This is a genomic window from Streptomyces sp. NPDC059524, assembly GCF_042749255.1.
Lineage (GTDB): Bacteria > Actinomycetota > Actinomycetes > Streptomycetales > Streptomycetaceae > Streptomyces > Streptomyces xanthii.
In genome coordinates this window covers 1-20,469 of the sequence record NZ_JBHYTK010000025.1, presented here as the reverse complement: position 1 = coordinate 20,469, position 20,469 = coordinate 1, and the positions used below count along the sequence as shown (strand labels likewise).

Here is a 20,469-nt window from a genome sequence, read left to right as displayed (position 1 = left end):
CGGGGCGTCTCGATTATTGTCGAGTCCCCCGGGGGCGGCGTCGGCGGGCCCGCGCGCGGCCCCCCCCGCGGGCGAGCCGCCCGCGGGCGGGCCGCCGGGGCCCCTTCCGCCTTTCCACCGGCGGGCCGCCGCTTTGCCTCGGCTTTGCCCCTGGCTTTTGCCGCGACACCCCGGGGCGGTACGGTCGACGATCGGGAGCACTGAGGGAGCGCGCGGGGAGCCTCCGGGGACGAAAGGGCGTCGATGGCCATTGCCAAGGCCGAGCGGCTGATGAATCTGGCGCTGTGTCTGCTCGGGACGCGCCGACCGCTCAGCAAGCGGGAGCTGCGGAGCTCCATCGAGGCCTACCTGGAGGCGGGCAGCGACGACTCCTTCAACCGCATGTTCGAGCGCGACAAGGACGATCTGCGCGAGCTGGGCCTGGTCATCGAGACCGTGGAGAACCTGGACGGCGAGATCGGCTACCAGGCCCGCCGCGACAGCAACCGGCTGCCGCCCATCGCCCTCGACGCCGAGGAGGCAGCGGCCCTCGGCCTCGCCGCCAAGGTGTGGCAGCAGGCCCGCCTCGCCGGCGCCGCCAGCGGCGCCCTGCAGAAGCTGCGCGCCGCCGGCATGCCCGAGGACGTGGACCCGTACGAGCCGCACGGTGCGCTCGAGCCCCGGATCCCGGTGCGCGAGGCGTCCTTCGAGCCCCTGATGCTGGCCTGCCGCGACCGCCGCCCCGTCGTCTTCGACTACCGCAAGGCCAACGCCCCCCGCCCCGAGCAGCGCCAGGTCGAGCCCTGGGCCCTGGAGTGCTGGCGCGGCCACTGGTACCTGGCCGGCTGGGACCGGGACCGGGAGGCCGAGCGCGTCTTCCGCCTCTCCCGGATCACCGGCAAGGTCCGCTCCCGCGCGGGCCGCTTCAAGGCGCCCGTACCGGACGTGGTGACCGTGCGCGAGACCGTCGCGAGCTGGGCCGGCGAGACCGCCGACCGCTCCGCCCTGATCCGCCTGCGCGCCGGCGCCGGCTACCCGCTGCGCGCCAAGGCCGTCTCCGTACGCGACCTGGGCGACGGCTGGGACGAGGTGGAGATCCCGTACGGGCACGGGCTCGACGCCTGGCTCGTGGAGTTCGGCCCCGACGTGGTCGTGCTCGAGCCCGCCGAACTGCGGGCCGACGTGGTGGAGCGGCTGCGCGCCGTGGCCAAGGGCTGAGGGGACGTACGACCATGGCTGCCAACGCCATCGACCAGACCCGGCGGATGCTCTCCCTGGTGACGTATCTGCGCGAGCGCCCCGGCGCCCACGTCAGCGACGTCGCGCGGGCCTTCGGCATCACCGAGGACGAGCTGATCTCGGACCTCGACGTGCTGCCCCTGTGCGGCACCAGCTTCCGCGGCGGCGACCTGCTCGACATCGACACCGACGGCGACCGCATCTGGTGGCACAACCCGGCCGCCCTGTCGGCGGAGGCCGCCGAGCCGCTGCGCATCGCCTCCGACGAGGCCACCGCGCTGCTCGTCGCCGCGCGCGCCGTCGCGACGCTCCCGGGCCTGCGCGAGAGCGACCGGCTCGCGCTGCTGCGGGCGACCGCCAAGCTGGAGACCGCCGCCGGCGAGATGGCCGGCGCCAGCGCCCGGCTGAACGTGACCTTCGAGTCCGAGGGCGGCGTCTTCGCCGACGTGGACCGGGCGATCTCCGAGCGGCGCCGGCTGTGGATCCGCTACTACTCGCCCGCCCGCGACGAGGTCACCGAGCGCGAGATCGACCCGATCCGGCTCGTCAGCGTCGGGCACACCTACGTGGAGGCGTGGTGCCGTCGCTCCGAGGCGCGGCGCACCTTCCGGCTCGACCGGGTCGCCGAGATCCGCGTCCTCGACGAGGCCTCGGCCCCGCCGGAGATCGAACTGCGCGACCTGTCCGAGGCGCTCGTGCAGCCCGCCGCCGAGGACCCCGAGGTCGTCGTCGAGGTCGGCCCCGGCGGGCGCTGGGTCGCCGAGTACTACCCGCACGACAGCGCCGAGGAGCTGCCCGACGGCGGGCTGCGGATCACGCTGCGCACCCCCGACCCGTCCTCGCTGCGCCGGCTCGCGCTGCGGCTCGGCGGCGACGGGCACATCGTCGCCCCCGCCGACCTGGCCGACAGCGCGCGCGACGCGGCCCGGGAGGCCCTCGCAGCGTACGAGTTGTGACATTCGCCGCATGTGCGGCGATTTGGGCGGCGAGTGAGGCGCGGGACGACACGCGGTGCTCCGGGTGGCAGGTAAGAGAAGGGTGTGAGGTGGGCGACATGGGTGGAGCGACCGGACTGATGGGCGTCTCCGGAATATCCGCCGTGGCGGGGATCCCGGCGCCCGTGGTCTTCAAGGCCGCCTGCCCGCACTGCCGGGCCCGCTTCGAACTCGCCGCGTCCGCGCTCCGCTTGGTGATCGGCGGCAGCCGCCGCACCACCTTCTACTCCTTCACCTGCCCCGAGTGCGCCAGCTCCGTGCGCAAGCCGGCCGGTGAGCGCATCGTCGAACTCCTCACCGGCGGCGGGGTGCGCACCCTGCGCCTCCACCAGACCGTCTAGGCTCGGCGCATGTTCTGGGCGATGCTGGCGGTGGCCGTGGGGTTCGTGGGACTCGCCGTCCTGGCGGTTCTCGCGGTGAGGGTGTTCGTCGAGGCGCAGCGCCTGAGCCGCCAAGTCGCCGACACGACACGGCGGATCAACAGCGCGGCCGAAGAGCTGGAGCGCGCCGCCGTGAGTGTCGCGAAGGCCGGCGGCGACGCGGTCTGACAGCGTGTCGCGCGTCCCGGTGCGGACGCGGACCTGCGCCCGAAGCGGCGATGGAAAGCGCTTTACCCCCGCGGCCTGTCGGTCCGTGGGGTCCGCCGGGTACGCTCCTTTACGCGGCCTGGGAGCGAGGCGCGGGCCGCAAGCGGGAGTACGCACGGGGATTGCCCCGTGTTCACCCCCACGGGATACGATCGCTGCCAGCACGGTGGTCGGACAACAGTCCGAAGTCCGGCCGGTACCGGCAGCCCCGCCCCTGCCGCCTCAGTGAGAAGGTAAACGCATATGTTCGGTGGAAAGATCGGCGCCCCCGAGTTGATCATCCTGCTCGTGGTCATCCTCCTCCTGTTCGGCGCGAAGAAGCTTCCGGACATGGCGCGCTCGCTCGGCAAGTCCGCCCGCATCCTCAAGAGCGAGGCGAAGGCCATGAAGAGCGAGGGTGGCAACAAGGATGCCGCTCCGTCCGACCCGCCGAAGACGGGCGAGCAGCCTCCGGCCCAGCGCACCATCCAGGCCGCTCCCGGCGATGTGAGCAGCTCGCGTCCTGTGACCGAGCAGACGAACCAGACGACGCAGAGCTGATCCAAGGCCGCCCCGGTAGCGGCGGCCTGTCGCACGAGATGAGGACGTGGGTTGCTCAAGTCTGCCCGCAAACAGGAGAAGGACCCCGAGGGGCGGATGCCGCTCGCGGAGCACCTGCGTGAGCTTCGCAACCGACTCGGGAAGGCCGTCCTGGCCATCCTCGTCGTCACGATCGTCGCCGCCTTCTACTACAAGGACATCATCGAGTTCTTCACGAACCCGGTCCTCGAGTCGGTCGGCTGCGACAAGACCTTCGCCGAACTGACGGCCAAGGCGGCGGACAACAAGGACGCCAACGAGCAGTGCGCCCGCATCGTGCTCAACGGCCTGATCACGCCCTTCACGCTCGCCCTGAAGGTCTCCCTCATGGCCGGTGTGATCGGCGCGTCGCCGGTCTGGCTCTACCAGCTGTGGGGCTTCGTCGCCCCCGGCCTGCACAAGCACGAGAAGAAGTACGCGACCGCCTTCGTGGCCACCGGCGTTCCGCTGTTCCTCGGCGGCGCGTTCTTCGCGTACAAGACCCTGCCGACGATGGCGCGGGTGCTGCTCGACTTCTCGCCGGCGAACATCGACAACCAGCTGCCGCTCGACGACCTGCTGGACCTGATCACCCGCATGGTGATCGTCTTCGGCCTCTCCTTCGAGCTGCCGCTGCTCCTGGTCATGCTCAACCTCACCGGCGTGCTCAGCGGCAGGAAGATGCTCGGCTGGTGGCGCGGCATGATCATGGGCATCACCGTCTTCGCGGCGGTGGCCACGCCCAGCACCGACCCGCTGACGATGCTCGCCCTCGCGGGACCGATCTGGGTGCTCTACTTCGCCGCGACCGGCTTCTCGCTCCTGAACGACCGGCGCAAGCGGCTCATCGAGGCGGCGGGCCCCGATGACGACGAGGCGTCCGAGCTCGACCTCACACCCGAGGAGATCGGCGAGGTCGAGACGGTGAGCGCCAGCCGCTCGGTGCCCGAGCAGTCCACCGGCGAGCAGGACCGGATCAACGGTTACGACGATGTGACCTGAGGTAACCGCGGTTCGCGGCAGGGCACTTGCTAGGGTCCGGCCGTGAGCAGCGACATCACCCTCTTCGTCAATCCCACCGCGGGACGCGGCCGGGGCGCACACGCTGCGCAGCCGGCCGCTTCCGCGTTGCGGGCCGCCGGATTCTCCGTGCGCACGGTCATCGGGGAGGACGCCACCGACGCCCTCGCACGCGCGCGTGCCGCCGTGGCCGAGGGCACGGGCGCCCTCGTGGCCGTCGGCGGCGACGGGCTCGTGAACCTCGCCCTGCAGGCCGTCGCCGGCACCCGCACCCCGCTCGGCATCGTCGCCGTCGGCACCGGCAACGACTTCGCGCGCGCTCTCGGACTGCCCGTCCGCGATCCGGCGGCGGCCGGCGCGCTCGTCGCCGAGGCGCTCAAGGGGGAACGGATCCGCGAGGTCGACCTGGGGCGGATCGGCGACCACTGGTTCGGCACCGTCCTCGCCTCCGGCTTCGACTCCCGCGTCAACGACCGCGGCAACCGGATGCGGCTGCCGCTCGGCCGCTTCAAGTACGACCTGGCGATCGCCCTGGAACTGGCCGCCTTCAAGCCGGTGCCCTTCCGTCTCACGCTCGACGACGGCTCCGCGCGCGAGGTGGCCGCCACCCTGGTCGCCGTCGGCAACGGCACGTCCTACGGAGGCGGCATGCGGATATGCGCCGACGCCGAGATGGACGACGGGCTCTTCGACGTGACCGTCGTGGGGGACTGCTCGCGCACCACCCTGCTGCGTGTCTTCCCGCGCGTCTACAAGGGCACCCATCTGACCCACCCCAAGGTCACCGTGTACCGCGCGCGCCGCGTCGAGCTCGCCGCGCCCGACATCACGGCGTACGCGGACGGGGAGCCGGTGGGGGCCCTGCCTCAGGTCGCCGAGTGTGTCCCGGCGGCCGTTCGCGTGCTGGTCTGAGGCCCGCCGGCGGTCGGCGTCCGAGTGCTTAGCGGATAATGATCGTCCGATGTCAGTGGCGGCCGGTAGGCTCGAAAGCACGATGACAGAGGACCTCTCACCGGCCGAGCGGTACGCGGCTTCCCGTAAGCGGGCCGCCGAGCAGGCCACCGCGCTCGCGTCCTTCCGCGAGATGTACGACTTCGGTCTCGACCCCTTCCAGATCGAGGCCTGCCAGGCGCTGGAGGCGGGCAAGGGCGTCCTGGTGGCGGCGCCCACCGGCTCCGGCAAGACGATCGTCGGCGAGTTCGCCGTGCACCTCGCCCTTCTCCAGGGCAAGAAATGCTTCTACACGACGCCGATCAAGGCGCTGTCGAACCAGAAGTACCAGGACCTCGCCAAGCGCTACGGCTCCGACAAGGTCGGCCTGCTGACCGGCGACAACAGTGTGAACAGCGACGCGCCGATCGTCGTCATGACCACCGAGGTCCTGCGGAACATGCTGTACGCGGGCTCCCGCTCGCTGATCAACCTCGGCTACGTGGTCATGGACGAGGTGCACTACCTCTCCGACCGCTTCCGCGGCGCCGTCTGGGAAGAGGTGATCATCCACCTCCAGGAGTCGGTGACCCTGGTCTCCCTCTCGGCGACGGTGTCGAACGCGGAGGAGTTCGGCGACTGGCTGGACACCGTGCGCGGCGACACCGAGGTGATCGTCTCCGAGCACCGGCCCGTCCCGCTGTTCCAGCACGTGCTCGCCGGCCGCCGCATGTACGACCTCTTCGAGGAGGGCGAGGGCCACAAGAAGGCGGTCAACCCGGACCTGACGCGGATGGCCCGCATGGAGGCGAGCCGGCCGTCCTACCAGGACCGCAGGCGCGGGCGCGCCATGCGCGAGGCGGACCGTGAGCGCGAGCGCCGCCAGCGCTCCAGGATCTGGACGCCGGGCCGCCCCGAGGTGATCGACCGGCTCGACGCCGAGGGACTGCTGCCCGCCATCACGTTCATCTTCAGCCGCGCCGCCTGCGAGGCGGCCGTCCAGCAGTGCCTGTACGCGGGCCTCAGGCTGAACGACGAGGAGGCCCGGGCCAAGGTCCGGCAGATCGTCGAGGAGCGCACGGCGTCCATCCCCGACGAGGACCTGCACGTCCTCGGCTACTACGAGTGGCTGGAGGGCCTCGAGCGCGGCATCGCCGCCCACCACGCGGGCATGCTGCCGACCTTCAAGGAGGTCGTCGAGGAGCTCTTCGTCAAGGGCCTGGTCAAGGCGGTCTTCGCGACCGAGACGCTGGCGCTGGGCATCAACATGCCGGCCCGCTCCGTCGTCCTGGAGAAGCTCGTCAAGTGGAACGGGGAGCAGCACGCCGACATCACCCCGGGCGAGTACACGCAGCTGACCGGCCGCGCCGGGCGCCGCGGCATCGATGTCGAGGGCCACGCCGTCGTGCTGTGGCAGCGCGGTTTCAGCCCCGAGCATCTGGCCGGACTCGCGGGCACGCGCACGTACCCGCTCCGCTCCAGCTTCAAGCCGTCGTACAACATGGCGGTGAACCTGGTGGAGCAGTTCGGGCGGCACCGCTCGCGCGAGCTGCTGGAGACCTCCTTCGCCCAGTTCCAGGCGGACAAGTCGGTGGTCGGCATCTCGCGCCAGGTGCAGAAGAACGAGGAGGGGCTCGAGGGCTACAAGGAGTCCATGACCTGTCACCTCGGGAACTTCGACGAGTACGCGCGTCTGCGCCGCGAGCTGAAGGACCGTGAGACGGAGCTGGCCAAGCAGGGCGCCGCCCAGCGCCGGGCCCAGGCCGCCGCCGCCCTGGAGAAGCTCAAGCCGGGCGACGTGATCCATGTGCCGACCGGCAAGTTCGCGGGCCTCGCGCTCGTCCTGGACCCCGGCCTGTCCGCGGGCCGGTCCAACGGGCACCGCGGCTTCGAGTCCCACGACGGCCCCCGCCCGCTGGTGCTCACCGCCGAGCGGCAGGTCAAGCGGCTCGCGTCGATCGACTTCCCGGTGCCGGTCGAGGCGCTGGAGCGGATGCGCATCCCGAAGTCGTTCAACCCGCGCTCGCCGCAGTCCCGGCGCGACCTCGCGTCGGCGCTGCGCACCAAGGCCGGCCACATCGTGCCCGACCGGCACAGGAAGAGCCGCTCGGCCGCGGCGGACGACCGCGAGATCGCCCGGCTCCGCGCCGAGCTGCGCGCCCACCCGTGCCACGGCTGCGCCGAGCGCGAGGACCACGCGCGCTGGGCCGAGCGCTACCACCGGCTCAAGCGGGACACCGCGCAGCTGGAGCGCCGCATCGAGGGCCGGACGAACACGATCGCCCGCACCTTCGACCGCATCGTCAAGCTGCTGACCGAGATGGACTATCTGCGCGGCGACGAGGTCACCGAGCACGGCAAGCGGCTCGCCCGGCTCTACGGCGAGCTGGACCTGCTGGCGAGCGAGTGCCTGCGCGACGGCGTCTGGGAGGGCCTGGACCCGGCCGAACTGGCGGCGTGCGTCTCGGCGTTGGTGTTCGAGGCGCGGGTCGGCGACGACGCGCTCGCCCCGAAGCTGCCCTCGGGCCGGGCCAAGGCCGCGCTCGGCGAGATGGTCCGCATCTGGGGCCGGCTCGACGCGCTCGAGGAGGACTTCCGGATCAGCCAGACCGAGGGCGTCGGTCAGCGCGAGCCCGATCTCGGCTTCGCCTGGGCCGCGTACGAGTGGGCCTCCGGCAAGGGGCTCGACGAGGTGCTGCGCGAGGCGGAGATGCCCGCGGGCGACTTCGTACGCTGGTGCAAGCAGGTCATCGACGTGCTCGGGCAGATCGCCGCGGCCGCCCCCAAGGAGGGCTCCACGGTCGCGAAGAACGCGCGCAAGGCCGTCGACGGACTGCTGCGCGGCGTCGTCGCGTACTCCTCCGTCGGCTAGCCGACGCTCCGTCAGAAGGGCGCCGTCCGCAGGGGCGGCGCCCTTTCGCGTGCCCGGCGGGCGGCGGCAGGAGCGGCCCGGATTCGCGTACCCGGACGTGATCACTCCATGCGTTCGAATCTGAGCGGAGCGTGCAAATGGGAGCGAGTGTATGCCCGGCAGGGGGGTCCGTGCAGGGCCTTGCTGAATATGACTCGGCGATGATCCGGTCGGACTAAGCTCGCCCGCAGCGCACCGAGTTGAGATGGATTCGGGCGCTTGTTCCCCTATGCGTGGATGGTTCGCGTCGAGCCCCGGTACGAAGTGCGACGGACCACCGCGAATTCCCCGACCCGATTGTTTTTAGAGGGCATACATGGTGAGTGTTCAATCGCCTCCCGGTGGCCGAGAAGTCCCCTACACACGCGTGCTGTTGCTGCCCGCCATGGTCATGGCGGCCGCCACCGGAGCAGCCGTCGCCGTGGTCACGCAGCCCGCCCGTCTCGCGGTCGCCCTGTGCGGCGCCCTCGGCACGCTCCTCGTCGTCGCCGTGGCCGCCGAGGCCGTCCGCCGCGGCCGCATCCTCAAGGGCCTGCGCGCCCAGTACGCCCAGCACGTCGCCGAGCTGGAAGCCCGGGTCGACGGCCACGAGCAGCTCACGATGCGCGTCGCCAAGGAAGTCCTGCCGCACGCCCTCTACCGCATGCGCAAGGGCGCCAACCCGCGCGACGCGGTCCGCGACACCTGCGACTCCGAGGCGGCCTTCCGCGACGTCACGCGCGGCGAGCGCGAACTGCTCTACCGCTGCCTGAAGGAGATCGACCGCGAGGCCGCCTTCCGCGACGGCGCGCAGCGCTCCTTCGTCTCCGTCGCCCGCCGCGTCCAGGCCATCGTGCACAAGCAGTCCCAGGAACTGCGCGAGATGGAAGAGGACCACGGCCGCAACCCCGAGGTCTTCGACGACCTCCTGCGCATCGACCACGGCACCGCCCTGATCGGCCGCCTCGCCGACTCCGTCACCGTCCTCGGCGGCGCCCGGCCCGGCCGCCAGTGGCCCAAGCCCGTCAAGCTCTACAGCGTGCTGCGCGGCGCCATGTCGCGCATCCTCGAGTACCCGCGCATCGACCTGCACGCCATCTGCGACGTCGCCATCAAGGGCATCCACGTCGAACCCCTCATCCACGCCTGCGCCGAACTCCTCGACAACGCGACGCGCTACTCGCCGCCGCAGACCCGCGTGCACGTCACCGCCGTCGAGGTGCAGACCGGCATCGCCATCGAGATCGAGGACGGCGGCGTCAGCCTCGGCGAGGAGCAGCGCGCCCGCGTCGAGCGGATGCTGGAGCGCGCCCAGGCCGGCTACGACCTGAACGACCTGGGCGAGAGCCCCCGCCTCGGCCTCGCCATCGTCGGCCGGCTCTGCGCCATGTACGACATGAAGATCTCGCTGCGCCAGTCCGCGTACGGCGGCGTGCGCGCCGTACTGATCGTGCCCCGCGAGATGATGAGCTCCGGACCCGCGCCCGGCCGCGCCCACGGCATCGGCGCCAGCGCCGTGCCCCGCGTCGACCACAACGGCGTACCGGTCAAGGAAGAGCCGCGGCTGAAGAAGACGCGTCGCCCCACCACAGGACCGCGCCCCTCCGCCCCGCTCGTCGCGATGGAGGACGACGTCCCCGTGGTCACCGAATGGCGGGCCAACGGGCTCCCGCAGCGCCGGCGCAAGGTCGACACCAAGGTCATCGACAACCAGATCATCGTCACCCCGCGCCACCCCGATCTGTCCATGCCCGCCCCCGCGGCGGCCGCCCCGCTGCCCCCGGCCCAGCCGGAGCACGAGCGGCCCGCGCAGCCCGAACCGGGCCTGTGGGTCGAGGCGTTCATGAACGGGCTCAAGCCCGACGGCCCGGACGGGGCCGGAGCGGACAAGCCGCACGACGACGCGTACAACCAGCAGGCCGAAGAGGGAGACCACCAGTGATCCAGCAAAGGGCCAACTTCGACTGGATGCTCAAGGAGCTCGCCGAGAGCGTCTCCAACGTGCGCCAGGTAGTGGTGCTCTCCGCGGACGGCCTGCGCATCGCCCGGTACGGCGGAGACCCCGACGCGGCCGACCGGATCGCCGCCGCCTGCGCGGGACTCCAGTCGCTCGCCTCCGCCGTCGCCACGGAGATCCCCGACAGCAGCGGCAAGATGAACATGGTCATCATCGAGGTCGACGGCGGCTTCTTCTATCTGATGGCGGCCGGCAAGGGCGCCTATCTCGCCGTCCTCGCCGACCAGTTCGTCGACGCCGGAATGATCAGCCACCAGATGCGCGACCTCGTCATCCGGATCGGCGCCCACCTGACCAGCCCGCCCCGACGCAACGGCCAGACTGTATGACTCTCCGCCCCCCCGACCCCCCCTTCCGGGAAGAGCCGCCCCAGCGCGAGCGCCGCCCCGGCTCGGACGCGAAAGAGCGCGATCCGGAGCGGCTGTACGTGATCACCGGCGGCACCGACGGCACGGAGCGGGCGCCCCTCGATCTGGTCACCCTGATCGTGGCGCGCGCCGAACCGCCCCCGACGGCCCCGCCCGAACAGGCCGCCGTCTTACGGATGTGCCGCAATCCCCTCTCCACGGCCGAGATCTCGGCCTACCTCAACCTGCCGTTCAGCGTGGTCACCGTGCTGCTCGGCGAACTCCTCGCGGCCGAACTGGTCCAGGCGCGCGCGCCCGTCATCCGGGGCGCCGTGGCCGACCGTTCCCTCCTCGAAGCGGTGATGCATGGACTACAGAAGCTCTGACAGCACGGCCGGGACGGAGACCGCCGTCGGGAGCCTGCACATCCCCGGTCCGCGGGCCGAGGACCGGATGCCCGACACGGTCACCTCGGCCGTCAAGATCGTGATCGTCGGCGGGTTCGGCGTCGGCAAGACCACCATGGTGGGCTCCGTCAGCGAGATCCGGCCGCTCACCACCGAAGAGACCATGACGCAGGCCGGCATCGGCGTCGACGACAACTACGGCTCGGAGACCAAGACCGCCACCACCGTGGCCATGGACTTCGGCCGCATCAGCATCACCGACGAGCTGGTCCTGTACCTCTTCGGGACTCCGGGCCAGGAACGCTTCTGGTTCCTGTGGAACGGCCTGTTCGAGGGCGCCCTCGGCGCCGTCGTGCTCATCGACACCCGCCGTCTCGAGGTCAGCTTCGACGTGATCGGGCGCCTGGAGGAGCGCGGCGTGCCGTTCGTCATCGCCAACAACGCCTTCCCGGACGGCCCGCGCTACCCCACGGAGGAACTGCGCAACGCGCTCGACCTCGACCCGGACGTCCCGATCATCGAGTGCGACGCGCGCCGCCGGGCCTCCAGCCGCGACGTCCTGATGACGCTGATGCGCTATCTGCACGAGATGGCGCTGGCCCGCGCCTGAGCCCCGCGACACCCCGCCCGTCCCGACTCACCCAGCTGACCACACCACCGGAGCGATCACCGTGACGCCTCCCTCCCAGCCCTCCCAGCCGCACGCGTACGACGCCCTGGGAGACCCCTTGCTCGCGCCGCCGCCCGGCTGCCCCGCGCACGCGCTCGGCCCGGACGGACTGCGCAGGCTGTACGGCCCCGAGGCCGACGAGGACCTCGCGGGCGTGTACGAGAAACTCCGCGCCGAGCACGGCCCCGTCGCACCCGTGCTCATCCACGACGACGTCCGCATGTGGGCGGTCCTCGGCCACGGCGAGAACCTGCACATGGTCCGCAGCACCTCCCAGTACAACCGCGACGCGCGGGGCTGGACGGCCCTGAAGAACGGCACGGTCAAACCGACCCACCCGCTCGCGCCCGTCTTCAGCTGGCAGCCCATCTGCTCGATGGCCGAAGGCGCGGAGCACCTGCGGCTGCGCGGCGCGGTCAGCGCGGCCATCGCCACGATCGAGGCCCGCAGCCTGCGCCGCACCATCAACAAGTCGACCCAGATCATCATCAACCGCTTCTCCGAGCGCGGCACCTGCGAGGTCGTCAGCGAGTTCGCCGAGCATCTGCCGATGATGGTGATGCTCGACCTGCTCGGCGCGCCCGAGGCGTACAGCGAGCGCTTCGTGCAGGCGGCCCGCGACATGATCAAGGGCACCGAGACGGCCATCGCGAGCAACGAGTTCATCATGGGCCACCTCATGGAACTCGCGGTGCGCCGCCGGGCCGACCCCATCGAGGACGACTTCACCAGCACCCTGATCACGGACCCGGCCGGGCTCACCGACGACGAGGTCGGCCAGCACCTGCGGCTCGTGCTCATCGCCGCGTACGAGGCCACGGCCAACCTCATCGCCAACGTGCTGCGCGTCGTGCTCACCGACCCGCGCTTCCGGGCCCAGCTCAACGGCGGGCAGATGACCGTGCCGGAGGCGGTCGAGCAGTCCCTGTGGGACGAGCCGCCGTTCAGCGCGATGGTCGGGTACTTCGCCAAGGTCGACACCGAGCTCGGCGGGCAGCACATCCGGGCCGGCGACGGTCTGATCATGGGCATCCAGCCGGGGAACGCCGACCCGGTCGTGCGGCCCGAACCCGGCGCCCACATGATGGGCAACCGCTCACACCTCGCGTTCGGCGGCGGCCCGCACGAGTGCCCCGGTCAGGACATCGGGCGCGCCATCGCCGACATCGGCGTCGACGCGTTCCTGATGCGGCTGCCGGATGCCGAACTGGCCGTGCCCGAGTCGGAGTTGAGGTGGCGGTCGACGATCCTGTCGCAGCACCTCGTGGCCCTGCCGGTGGAGTTCACGCCGCGGGGGCAGCAGGACGTCGTGTCGGTGCCGAGCATGTCGTCGCCGCAGCGCACGGACTGGCAGGTGTCCTCGCCGGGGCACGCCGGCGGGCCGGGGCAGCCGGACGCCATGGTGCCGCCGCAGCCGGGTCCCGCTCCGGCCGCCGCCCCGGCGCCGGCCGGGGTGCAGGATCCGGCCCAGGGGGAGCGGCTCGGGGCCTGGCAGCGGTTCCTGCGGTGGTGGCGCGGCTACTGATCCGTGCCGGGGGCGGCCGGGCCGCGGCCGCTCGCCCAGTCCTCGTACGAGGTCCAGGCCGCGAGTTCCCGCCCGCTCGTGAAGCGGAGCTCGCGGCCGGACACGGGGTCCCTGAACTCCAGGGTGCGGGCGAGGAGTTGGAGGGGGCGGCGGAAGTCGTCCGGGGCGGTGAGTGGGGCGATCTCCGGGTAGATCGGGTCGCCGAGGATCGGCAGCCCGAGGCGGTTCATGTGGACACGGAGCTGGTGGGTGCGGCCCGTGTGCGGGGTGAGGCGGTAGCGGCCGAGGGGGCCGCGCGTCTCGACGAGCCGGATGTCGCTCTCCGCGTTGGGCTCGCCGCCGGGGATCTCCTGCGCGGCGAGCACCCCGCGCTCCTTCTCGATCCGGCTCCGTACGGTGACGGGGAGCTCGACGGCCGGGTCGTACGGGGCGATCGCCTCGTACTCCTTGCGGACCAGGCGGTCGCGGAACAGGGTCTGGTAGCGGCCGCGGTCCTCGGGGCGGACGACGAACAGGACGAGGCCGGCCGTCAGGCGGTCCAGCCGGTGCGCCGGGCCCAGCCCGGGGAGGCCCAGGTCCCGGCGCAGCCTCGCCAGCGCGGTCTCCCTGATGTGGCTGCCGCGGGGGGTGGTCGCCAGGAAGTGGGGCTTGTCGGCGATGACCAGGTGGTCGTCGCGGTGCACGATCTCGATCGGGAACGGGACGGGGGGCTCCGCCGGGAGGTCGCGGTGGAACCAGACGTGCCCTCCGGGGGTGTAGGGGGTCTCGGCTCCGATGGGGGTGCCGTCCGCCGTGACGATCCGGCCCGCCTCGATCATCGCGTCGATCGTCTCCGCGTGGGCGGAGAGCCGCTCGGTCAGGTGGTCCCGCACGGTGCGCCAGTCGCCCTCGGCCGGCATCTTCACGTGGACGGGGTCGATCCCGTCGCGCTGGGGGAGGGGCGGGGCGGGGGTGCGGGGTCTGCGGCGGGTCACCGGGGTAACGGTACGGCTTGGCGCCGCGGGGGTGGATCTTGCGTCGCCGGGTGCGGGTTTCGTTGTGGCTGGTCGCGCGCCGCGGTGGAGTCGCTGATCGGGTACGGTTCCGCGCCGTTGCCGGTTGGTGGTCCGTCGCCGGGTGCGGGTTCGTCGTGGCTGGTCGCGCAGTTCCCCGCGCCCCTGAAGGCACGCTTCGCGTGCCCCGGGGGTGTTGTGGTTGCGCGCCGCGGCGGAGCCGCTGATCGGGTACGGTCCCGCGCCCCTGAACGCACGCTGCGCGTGCGCCAGGGGTGTCGTGGTTGCGCGCTGCGGTGGAGTCGCTGATCGGGTACAGCCCCGCGCCCCTGAAAGCCCCAGGGGGCTGCTGGTCAGGCGGAGGGTTCCTGTTCGGCTTCTACCTGGGCGTTCCAGTCGCGCTTCGAGGCCTGCCAGCCGTCCTCGTTGTGGCCGAGGCGCCAGTAGCCGGAGATCGAGAGGTGTTCGCGGGGGATCTCGCGGTCGATGCGGAGGTGGCGGCGGAGGTCCTTCACGAAGCCGGCCTCGCCGTGGACGAAGGCGTGGGGGCGGCCGGCCGGGAAGTCGAGGCCGGTGACCGCCTCGACCAGGAGGGAGCCGACGGGGCGGCCCGCGCGGTGCAGCCAGGTGATCTCGACCGGGGAGTCGATCTTCTGCTGCTCCTCCGGGCCCTCGACCTCGATGAAGGCGTGGGCCCGGGTGCCGGCCGGGAGGGCTTCGAGGGCGGCGGCGATCGCCGGGAGGGCGCTCTCGTCGCCGGCCAGCAGATGCCAGTCGGCGGTGAGGTCCGGGCGGTAGGCGCCGCCCGGACCCATGAAGTGGATCGTCGTGCCGGGCGCGACGCCGACCGCCCACGGCCCGGCCAGCCCCTCGTCGCCGTGCACCACGAAGTCGAGGGTCAGCTCGCGCGCGGCCGGGTCCCAGGCCCGCACCGTGTACGTGCGCGTCACCGGCCACTGCTCGCGCGGCAGCTCGGCGCGGATCCGCTCCACGTCGAACGGCTCCGCGTAGGTCACGTCCGGCGCCGGGGCGAAGAGCAGCTTCACGTAGTGGTCGGTGTACGGGAGCTCGTCGGGGAAGTCCGCGAGGCCCTCGCCGCCGAGGACCACCCGGCGCATGTGCGGGGTGATGTGCTCGGCGCGCACCACCTGGGCGGAGCGGGCCTTGCGGGGCGGGCGTGCGGGGCGCTCGGCCATGTGCGGTCTCCCTCGGTGCAACGTGAACTTAGGTATGCCTAAGTTAGCACCTCAGCCGGCGAGCGTGGCCAGGAGCCGCTGGAGCGAACCGCCCAGACCCCAGCGGGCGCCGAGCTCCTCCACGGCGGCCGGGTCGCGCGGAGCGTGCGGCAGCGCCGTGTCCACGTCCGGCAGCGGCACGTCGTCCGCGACCCGCACCACCTTCGGGGCCACCGCGATGTACGGCCGCGCCTCGTCGAGCCGCTTGCGCTGCGTCGGCGTCAGCTTCGCCCCCGGGTCGTCGACCGCGGCCATGATTCCGGCCAGGTCGCCGAACTGCGCGAGCAGCTTCGCGGCCGTCTTCTCGCCGATCCCGGGCACGCCCGGCAGCCCGTCGCTCGGGTCGCCGCGCAGCAGCGCCATGTCCACGTACCCGGGGCCGTCCACCGCGTACTTCTCGCGCAGGAACGCCTCGTCGGTGACCTGGAGGGTGCCGACACCCTTGATCGGGTAGAGCACCCGGCGCTTCCGCTCGTCGTCCACCAGCTGGTACAGGTCGCGGTCGCCCGTGACGATGTCGACGGGGCCGCTCGCGCGGGCCGTGTACGTGCCGATCACGTCGTCCGCCTCGTAGCCCGCCACGCCCACGCGCGCGATGCCCACCGCGTCGAGCACGTCCTCGATGACCGGCACCTGCGGCGACAGCGTGTCGGGCACCTCCTCCTCGTCCGGCGTGCCGGCGGGGGTCTCCTCGGCGACGCGGTGCGCCTTGTAGGAGGGGATGAGGTCGACGCGCCACTGGGGGCGCCAGTCCGCGTCCATGCACGCCACCAGATGCGTGGGGCGGTGGTCGTGGACGAGCCGGGTGATGAATTCGAGCAGCCCGCGCACCGCGTTGACCGGAGTGCCGTCCGGGGCCTTCACGGAGTCCGGCACTCCGAAGTAGGCCCGGAAGTACAGGGACGCGGTGTCGAGCAGCATCAGGCGCGGGGATGCGGAGTTGTCCTGGGTCACCCTCCGCATCATGCCGCACCCCACTGACACTTACCGGTCGTGCAGTAAACGTGGTCGGCGGTGAATGGCGTGTGAACTGGGCCACTCTTCTGTTTGCTCGGCATGAGCCGGGGCAGGCGACGAGCCGGAGCGGACCCGGTCCCACTTTCAACTACTGGCTGAAAGTCGGGGGTCCGGGCAAGCGGGCCGACCCCGCGCCGCTCCACGGCCCGCCGGCGGGGGAGGCGGGCCGTCTTGGTTCGACCCGAGAGGTGTATGTGTCCAGGCTTGAAGCCGAAGACCTGTACAAGGTGTTCGGCAGACGACCCGATGAGGCGGTGGAGAAGCTCCGCCGCGGAGCCGACCGTGAGGAACTGCGCGCCGACGGCACCACTGCCGCCGTGATCGACGCGTCCTTCACCGTCGAGCCCGGGCAGATCTTCGTCGTCATGGGTCTGTCGGGATCCGGCAAGTCCACCCTTCTGCGCATGCTGAACGGACTTTTGGAGCCCACTGCCGGGCACGTCCGCTTCGACGGGGAGGACCTGACGCAGCTCTCGCCCCGCGAGCTGCGCGAGGTCCGCTCGAAGAAGATCAGCATGGTCTTCCAGCACTTCGCCCTGTTCCCCCACCGCTCCGTCCTCGAGAACGCGGCGTACGGGCTCGAGGTGCAGGGCGTCCCGCGCGCCGAGCGCGAGAAGCGGGCCCACGAGGCGCTCGAACTCGCCGGGCTCAAGGGCTGGGAGAAGTCCTTCCCCGACGAGCTGTCCGGCGGCATGCAGCAGCGCGTGGGCCTGGCCCGCGCGCTCGCCACCGACGCCGACCTGCTCCTCATGGACGAGTCGTTCAGCGCGCTCGACCCGCTGATCCGGCGCGACATGCAGGACCAGCTCCTGGAACTGCAGAAGACCCTGAAGAAGACGATCGTCTTCATCACCCACGACCTGAACGAGGCCATGCGTCTGGGCGACCGCATCGCCGTCATGCGTGACGGCCGCATCGTCCAGATAGGCACCGCCGAGGACATCCTCGTCACGCCGGCCAACGACTACGTCGCCTCCTTCACCCAGGACGTCGACCGGGCCCGGGTGCTCACCGCCGGCGCCATCATGAGCGAGCCGGAGCAGGGCTACGACCCGTCCGACGCCCCGGCCACGGTCACCGCCGGCACCCCGATCATCGACCTGTTCACGCCGTGCTCGACGAGCGGCGTCGCCGTCGCCGTGACCGGCGAGGACGGCGAGCTCGCCGGTGTCGTGACCCGGGCCCGGCTGCTGGCCGTGCTCGGCGAGACGATCACCGCGCAGGACGGCGCCCCGGACGCCGGGAACGACGACGTGGCCCCTGGCCTCGTCAAGCAGGACACCGTCCCGGCGCAGCGCGGCGAGGAAGACGGTCCCGTGGAGAAGGTGAACGCCGATGCCTAAGATCCCCTTCGGCGACTGGGTCAACGATGCCGTGGAGTGGCTGCTCCACCACATGTCGTGGCTCTTCGACTTCTTCCAGAGCTGCTTCGAAGGCGTCAACAACGGACTCACCGACGTCCTCCAGGCGCCCCCCGCGCTCATCATGGCGGGCATCTTCGCCGTCGTCGCCTTCTGGCTGCGCGGCACCGTGGCCGGAGTGCTGACGTTCGTCGGCCTCGGGTTCATCGACAACCTGGGCCTGTGGGACCACGCGATGGACACCATGTCGCTGGTCCTCGTGTCCACGGTGATCGCCCTGGTCATCGGCGTGCCCCTGGGCATCTGGGCGGCGCGCTCGAACCGGGTCAGCGGCCTGTTCCGGCCGATCCTCGACCTGATGCAGACGCTGCCCGCGATGGTCTACCTGATCCCGGCCATCCTGTTCTTCGGCTCCGGCGCCCCCGCCGGCATCGTCGCGACCCTGATCTTCGCCGTGCCCCCGGGCGTGCGCATGACCGAGCTGGGCATCCGGCAGGTCGACCAGGAACTCGTCGAGGCGGCCGAGGCGTTCGGTACCACGCCGCGCAACATCCTGCTCCGCGTCCAGCTGCCGCTCGCCCTGCCCACGATCATGGCCGGTGTCAACCAGGTCATCATGCTGGGCCTGTCCATGGCCGCCATCGCGGGCATGGTCGGCGCCGGCGGCCTCGGCGGCGACGTCAACACGGCCATCGGCCAGCTGAACGTCGGCCTGGGCGCCGAGTCCGGCATCGCGATCGTCATCCTGGCGATCTACCTCGACCGCATGACCAGCGCGCTCGGCCAGCAGGTGTCCCCGCTCGGCCGCCGCGCCCTCGCCAAGCTGCGCGCCGCGCGCGGCCTGAACATCTGGTCCTACCGCCCCCGTCCGGCCGTGGCCGTGATCGGTGTGGTGATCCTGGCGCTCGTCGGCGGCGGCATGGGCGCCTTCGGCGGCTCCACGTCCTCGACGGCCTCGGGCGGCGACGCCACGAACGTCGGCCACGGCAAGAAGGTCACCATCGGCTACATCCCGTGGGACGAGGGCGTCGCCTCCACCTTCCTGTGGAAGGAGATCCTCGAGCAGCGCGGCTTCCAGGTCGACGTCAAGCAGTTCGAGGCCGGCCCGCTCTACACCTCGCTGGCGCAGGGCGGCATCGACTTCCAGACCGACTCCTGGCTGCCGGTCACGCACGCCGAGTACTGGAAGAAGTACGGCAAGGACCTGGAGGACCTCGGGTCCTGGTACGGGCCGACCTCCCTCGAGCTGACCGTGCCCGCCTACATGAAGGACGTGAACACCCTCGCGGACCTCAAGGGCAAGGGCGACCTCTTCGGCGGCAAGGTCACCGGCATCGAGGCCAGCGCCGGTGAGTCGGCGCTGCTCAAGAGCAAGGTGCTGAAGGCCTACGGCCTCGACAAGGAGTACAAGGTCGTCGACAGCTCCACGCCGGCGATGCTGGCCGAGCTGAAGCGCGCGTACGCCAAGAAGAAGCCGATCGTCGTCCCGCTCTGGTCGCCGCACTGGGCGTACAACGACTACAAGCTCAAGAAGCTCAAGGACCCGAAGGGCGTCTGGGGCAAGGGCGACGGCATCCACACGCTGGCGCGCAAGGGATTCGGCAGCGAGTTCCCCGAGGTCGGCAAGTGGCTCAAGGACTTCAAGCTCGACGAGAAGCAGCTCACGAGCCTCGAGGCGCAGATCAACACGACCGGCAAGGGCAAGCAGCAGGAGGCCGTCAAGACCTGGCTGAAGCAGAACCCGGGCCTGGTCGACAAGCTCGCTCCCGTCGAGAAGCAGTCGGCGCCCGCCGAGGCCAAGAACCCGGTGAACGTCGCCTGGTTCCCCTGGGACGAGGACGTCGCGGTCACGTACCTCTGGAAGAACGTCCTGGAGAAGCGCGGCTACAAGCTGAACCTGAAGCAGATGGACGTGGGCCCGGTCTACACCGGCCTCGCCAGCGGTGACCTCGACGTCAACTTCGACGCCTGGCTGCCGTACGCGCAGAAGAACTACTGGGACAAGAGCAAGAAGAACCTGGTCGACCTGGGCAGCTGGTACAGCCCGACCTCCCTGGAGGTCGCCGTCCCCTCGTACGTGAAGGGCGTCAAGTCCCTCGCGGACCTGAAGGGCAAGGGCAAGACCTTCGACGGGAAGATCATCGGCATCGAGCCGGGCACCGGCGAGATGAACCTCCTGAAGAAGGACGTGCTGCCGGGCTACGGCCTGGACAAGGAGTACAAGGTCGTCGACGGCTCCACGCCGGCGATGCTCGCCGAGCTCAAGCGGTCCTACGCCAAGAAGGAGCCGATCGCGGTCGTGCTCTGGTCGCCGCACTGGGCCTACAGCGAGTACAAGCTGACCAAGCTGGCCGACCCGGAGAAGAAGTTCGGTGAGGGCAACACCATCCGGACGATCGCCAACAAGGAGTTCCCCGACAAGTTCCCGCAGCTCACGAAGTGGTTCAAGAACTTCGAGCTGAGCGAGGACGAACTGGGCTCCCTGGAGGCCGAGATCAAGAACCGCGGTCAGGGCAAGGAGGAGGCGGCCGTCGCCGCCTGGCTCACGAAGCACCAGGACGTCGCGGAGCGGATGACCGCTTCCTGACCTGGTCCGCAGGGTCTCCCCGAGGGGTGGGGGGGGGGGGGGGGGCGCGCCCGCGCGCGGCGCCGCGGCGCCCCCGCCCGAGACGCGCGCGCGCGCCCAGCGCGGCGCCCGCA

General features: G+C 71.3%; 18 protein-coding genes. 15 read left to right on the top strand and 3 right to left on the bottom strand.

The features are described 5' to 3' along the window. Nucleotides 1–243: 243 nt before the first annotated feature. From ACFW9D_RS10140 to ACFW9D_RS10080, 13 genes are all read left to right on the top strand, one after another. Nucleotides 244–1,197 (top strand): helix-turn-helix transcriptional regulator, encoded by a 954-nt coding sequence (locus ACFW9D_RS10140; protein WP_384619934.1) that lies wholly within the window; start codon nucleotides 244–246, stop codon nucleotides 1,195–1,197. A gap of 14 nt (nucleotides 1,198–1,211) precedes the next feature. Continuing rightward, nucleotides 1,212–2,174 (top strand): YafY family protein, encoded by a 963-nt coding sequence (locus ACFW9D_RS10135; protein WP_188339900.1) that lies wholly within the window; start codon nucleotides 1,212–1,214, stop codon nucleotides 2,172–2,174. Nucleotides 2,175–2,272: 98 nt separating this feature from the next. Beyond that, entirely contained in the window at nucleotides 2,273–2,554 is a 282-nt protein-coding gene (locus tag ACFW9D_RS10130) for a phage terminase large subunit family protein (RefSeq protein WP_223206197.1), read from the top strand. 9 nt (nucleotides 2,555–2,563) lie between these two features. Next, entirely contained in the window at nucleotides 2,564–2,761 is a 198-nt protein-coding gene (locus ACFW9D_RS10125; protein WP_188339901.1) for a hypothetical protein, read from the top strand. 282 nt (nucleotides 2,762–3,043) lie between these two features. Beyond that, a complete protein-coding gene (gene tatA / locus ACFW9D_RS10120) occupies nucleotides 3,044–3,340 on the top strand; it encodes a Sec-independent protein translocase subunit TatA (protein WP_384619931.1) in 297 nt (98 codons plus the stop codon). A gap of 51 nt (nucleotides 3,341–3,391) precedes the next feature. Beyond that, nucleotides 3,392–4,360, top strand: a complete 969-nt coding sequence (tatC, locus tag ACFW9D_RS10115; protein WP_188339903.1) for a twin-arginine translocase subunit TatC — start codon at nucleotides 3,392–3,394, stop codon at nucleotides 4,358–4,360. Nucleotides 4,361–4,402: 42 nt separating this feature from the next. Beyond that, nucleotides 4,403–5,290 (top strand): diacylglycerol kinase, encoded by an 888-nt coding sequence (locus ACFW9D_RS10110; protein ID WP_188339904.1) that lies wholly within the window; start codon nucleotides 4,403–4,405, stop codon nucleotides 5,288–5,290. 82 nt (nucleotides 5,291–5,372) lie between these two features. Beyond that, the gene (locus ACFW9D_RS10105; RefSeq protein ID WP_188339905.1) at nucleotides 5,373–8,180 is read left to right on the top strand and encodes an RNA helicase; all 2,808 of its coding nucleotides are present in this window, start codon (nucleotides 5,373–5,375) and stop codon (nucleotides 8,178–8,180) included. Between the two features lie 355 nt (nucleotides 8,181–8,535). Further along, nucleotides 8,536–10,140: a sensor histidine kinase KdpD gene (locus ACFW9D_RS10100; RefSeq protein WP_188339906.1), complete on the top strand. Its 1,605-nt coding sequence runs from the start codon at nucleotides 8,536–8,538 to the stop codon at nucleotides 10,138–10,140. Then, nucleotides 10,137–10,544 carry a roadblock/LC7 domain-containing protein gene (locus ACFW9D_RS10095; RefSeq protein ID WP_188339907.1) on the top strand — a complete coding sequence of 136 codons (408 nt, stop codon included), beginning with the start codon at nucleotides 10,137–10,139 and terminating at the stop codon, nucleotides 10,542–10,544. Before ACFW9D_RS10100 ends, ACFW9D_RS10095 begins: the two co-directional genes overlap by 4 nt. Beyond that, nucleotides 10,541–10,948: a DUF742 domain-containing protein gene (locus ACFW9D_RS10090; protein WP_188339908.1), complete on the top strand. Its 408-nt coding sequence runs from the start codon at nucleotides 10,541–10,543 to the stop codon at nucleotides 10,946–10,948. The genes ACFW9D_RS10095 and ACFW9D_RS10090 overlap by 4 nt, the downstream gene beginning before the upstream one ends. Then, the gene (locus tag ACFW9D_RS10085) at nucleotides 10,929–11,579 is read left to right on the top strand and encodes an ATP/GTP-binding protein (protein ID WP_384619926.1); all 651 of its coding nucleotides are present in this window, start codon (nucleotides 10,929–10,931) and stop codon (nucleotides 11,577–11,579) included. The genes ACFW9D_RS10090 and ACFW9D_RS10085 overlap by 20 nt, the downstream gene beginning before the upstream one ends. A gap of 61 nt (nucleotides 11,580–11,640) precedes the next feature. Continuing rightward, nucleotides 11,641–13,164 (top strand): cytochrome P450, encoded by a 1,524-nt coding sequence (locus ACFW9D_RS10080; RefSeq protein ID WP_384619923.1) that lies wholly within the window; start codon nucleotides 11,641–11,643, stop codon nucleotides 13,162–13,164. On the opposite strand, the gene ACFW9D_RS10075 is transcribed toward ACFW9D_RS10080, so the two are convergent. The 3 genes from ACFW9D_RS10075 to ACFW9D_RS10065 all read right to left on the bottom strand — a co-directional run bounded on the left by ACFW9D_RS10075 (nucleotide 13,158) and on the right by ACFW9D_RS10065 (nucleotide 16,354). Continuing rightward, a complete protein-coding gene (locus tag ACFW9D_RS10075) occupies nucleotides 13,158–14,138 on the bottom strand; it encodes an RluA family pseudouridine synthase (RefSeq protein WP_384619921.1) in 981 nt (326 codons plus the stop codon). The genes ACFW9D_RS10080 and ACFW9D_RS10075 overlap by 7 nt on opposite strands. A gap of 371 nt (nucleotides 14,139–14,509) precedes the next feature. Continuing rightward, complete coding sequence (locus ACFW9D_RS10070) at nucleotides 14,510–15,352, bottom strand: siderophore-interacting protein (RefSeq protein WP_384619918.1); 843 nt, start codon at nucleotides 15,350–15,352, stop codon at nucleotides 14,510–14,512. A 51-nt stretch (nucleotides 15,353–15,403) separates the two neighbouring features. Then, nucleotides 15,404–16,354, bottom strand: a complete 951-nt coding sequence (locus ACFW9D_RS10065; protein ID WP_384620009.1) for a 5'-3' exonuclease H3TH domain-containing protein — start codon at nucleotides 16,352–16,354, stop codon at nucleotides 15,404–15,406. A gap of 248 nt (nucleotides 16,355–16,602) precedes the next feature. Between ACFW9D_RS10065 and ACFW9D_RS10060 the strand changes: the two genes are divergently transcribed. Together ACFW9D_RS10060 and ACFW9D_RS10055 are read left to right on the top strand one after the other, a co-directional pair. Beyond that, nucleotides 16,603–17,751 (top strand): glycine betaine/L-proline ABC transporter ATP-binding protein, encoded by a 1,149-nt coding sequence (locus tag ACFW9D_RS10060; RefSeq protein ID WP_384619917.1) that lies wholly within the window; start codon nucleotides 16,603–16,605, stop codon nucleotides 17,749–17,751. Beyond that, complete coding sequence (locus tag ACFW9D_RS10055; protein WP_384619914.1) at nucleotides 17,744–20,356, top strand: ABC transporter permease/substrate binding protein; 2,613 nt, start codon at nucleotides 17,744–17,746, stop codon at nucleotides 20,354–20,356. The genes ACFW9D_RS10060 and ACFW9D_RS10055 overlap by 8 nt, the downstream gene beginning before the upstream one ends. The last annotated feature ends 113 nt before the right edge of the window (nucleotides 20,357–20,469 follow it).

Excerpts from the sequence above, each read along its gene's own strand:
- ACFW9D_RS10140 (WP_384619934.1), top strand. The coding sequence starts at position 244 with ATGGCCATTGCCAAGGCCGAGCGGCTGATGAATCTGGCGCTGTGTCTG.
- ACFW9D_RS10135 (WP_188339900.1), top strand. The coding sequence starts at position 1,212 with ATGGCTGCCAACGCCATCGACCAGACCCGGCGGATGCTCTCCCTGGTG.
- ACFW9D_RS10130 (WP_223206197.1), top strand. The coding sequence starts at position 2,273 with ATGGGTGGAGCGACCGGACTGATGGGCGTCTCCGGAATATCCGCCGTG.
- ACFW9D_RS10125 (WP_188339901.1), top strand. The coding sequence starts at position 2,564 with ATGTTCTGGGCGATGCTGGCGGTGGCCGTGGGGTTCGTGGGACTCGCC.
- tatA (WP_384619931.1), top strand. The coding sequence starts at position 3,044 with ATGTTCGGTGGAAAGATCGGCGCCCCCGAGTTGATCATCCTGCTCGTG.
- ACFW9D_RS10105 (WP_188339905.1), top strand. The coding sequence starts at position 5,373 with ATGACAGAGGACCTCTCACCGGCCGAGCGGTACGCGGCTTCCCGTAAG.
- ACFW9D_RS10100 (WP_188339906.1), top strand. The coding sequence starts at position 8,536 with ATGGTGAGTGTTCAATCGCCTCCCGGTGGCCGAGAAGTCCCCTACACA.
- ACFW9D_RS10090 (WP_188339908.1), top strand. The coding sequence starts at position 10,541 with ATGACTCTCCGCCCCCCCGACCCCCCCTTCCGGGAAGAGCCGCCCCAG.
- ACFW9D_RS10085 (WP_384619926.1), top strand. The coding sequence starts at position 10,929 with ATGGACTACAGAAGCTCTGACAGCACGGCCGGGACGGAGACCGCCGTC.
- ACFW9D_RS10070 (WP_384619918.1), bottom strand. The coding sequence starts at position 15,352 with ATGGCCGAGCGCCCCGCACGCCCGCCCCGCAAGGCCCGCTCCGCCCAG.
- ACFW9D_RS10065 (WP_384620009.1), bottom strand. The coding sequence starts at position 16,354 with ATGCGGAGGGTGACCCAGGACAACTCCGCATCCCCGCGCCTGATGCTG.
- ACFW9D_RS10055 (WP_384619914.1), top strand. The coding sequence starts at position 17,744 with ATGCCTAAGATCCCCTTCGGCGACTGGGTCAACGATGCCGTGGAGTGG.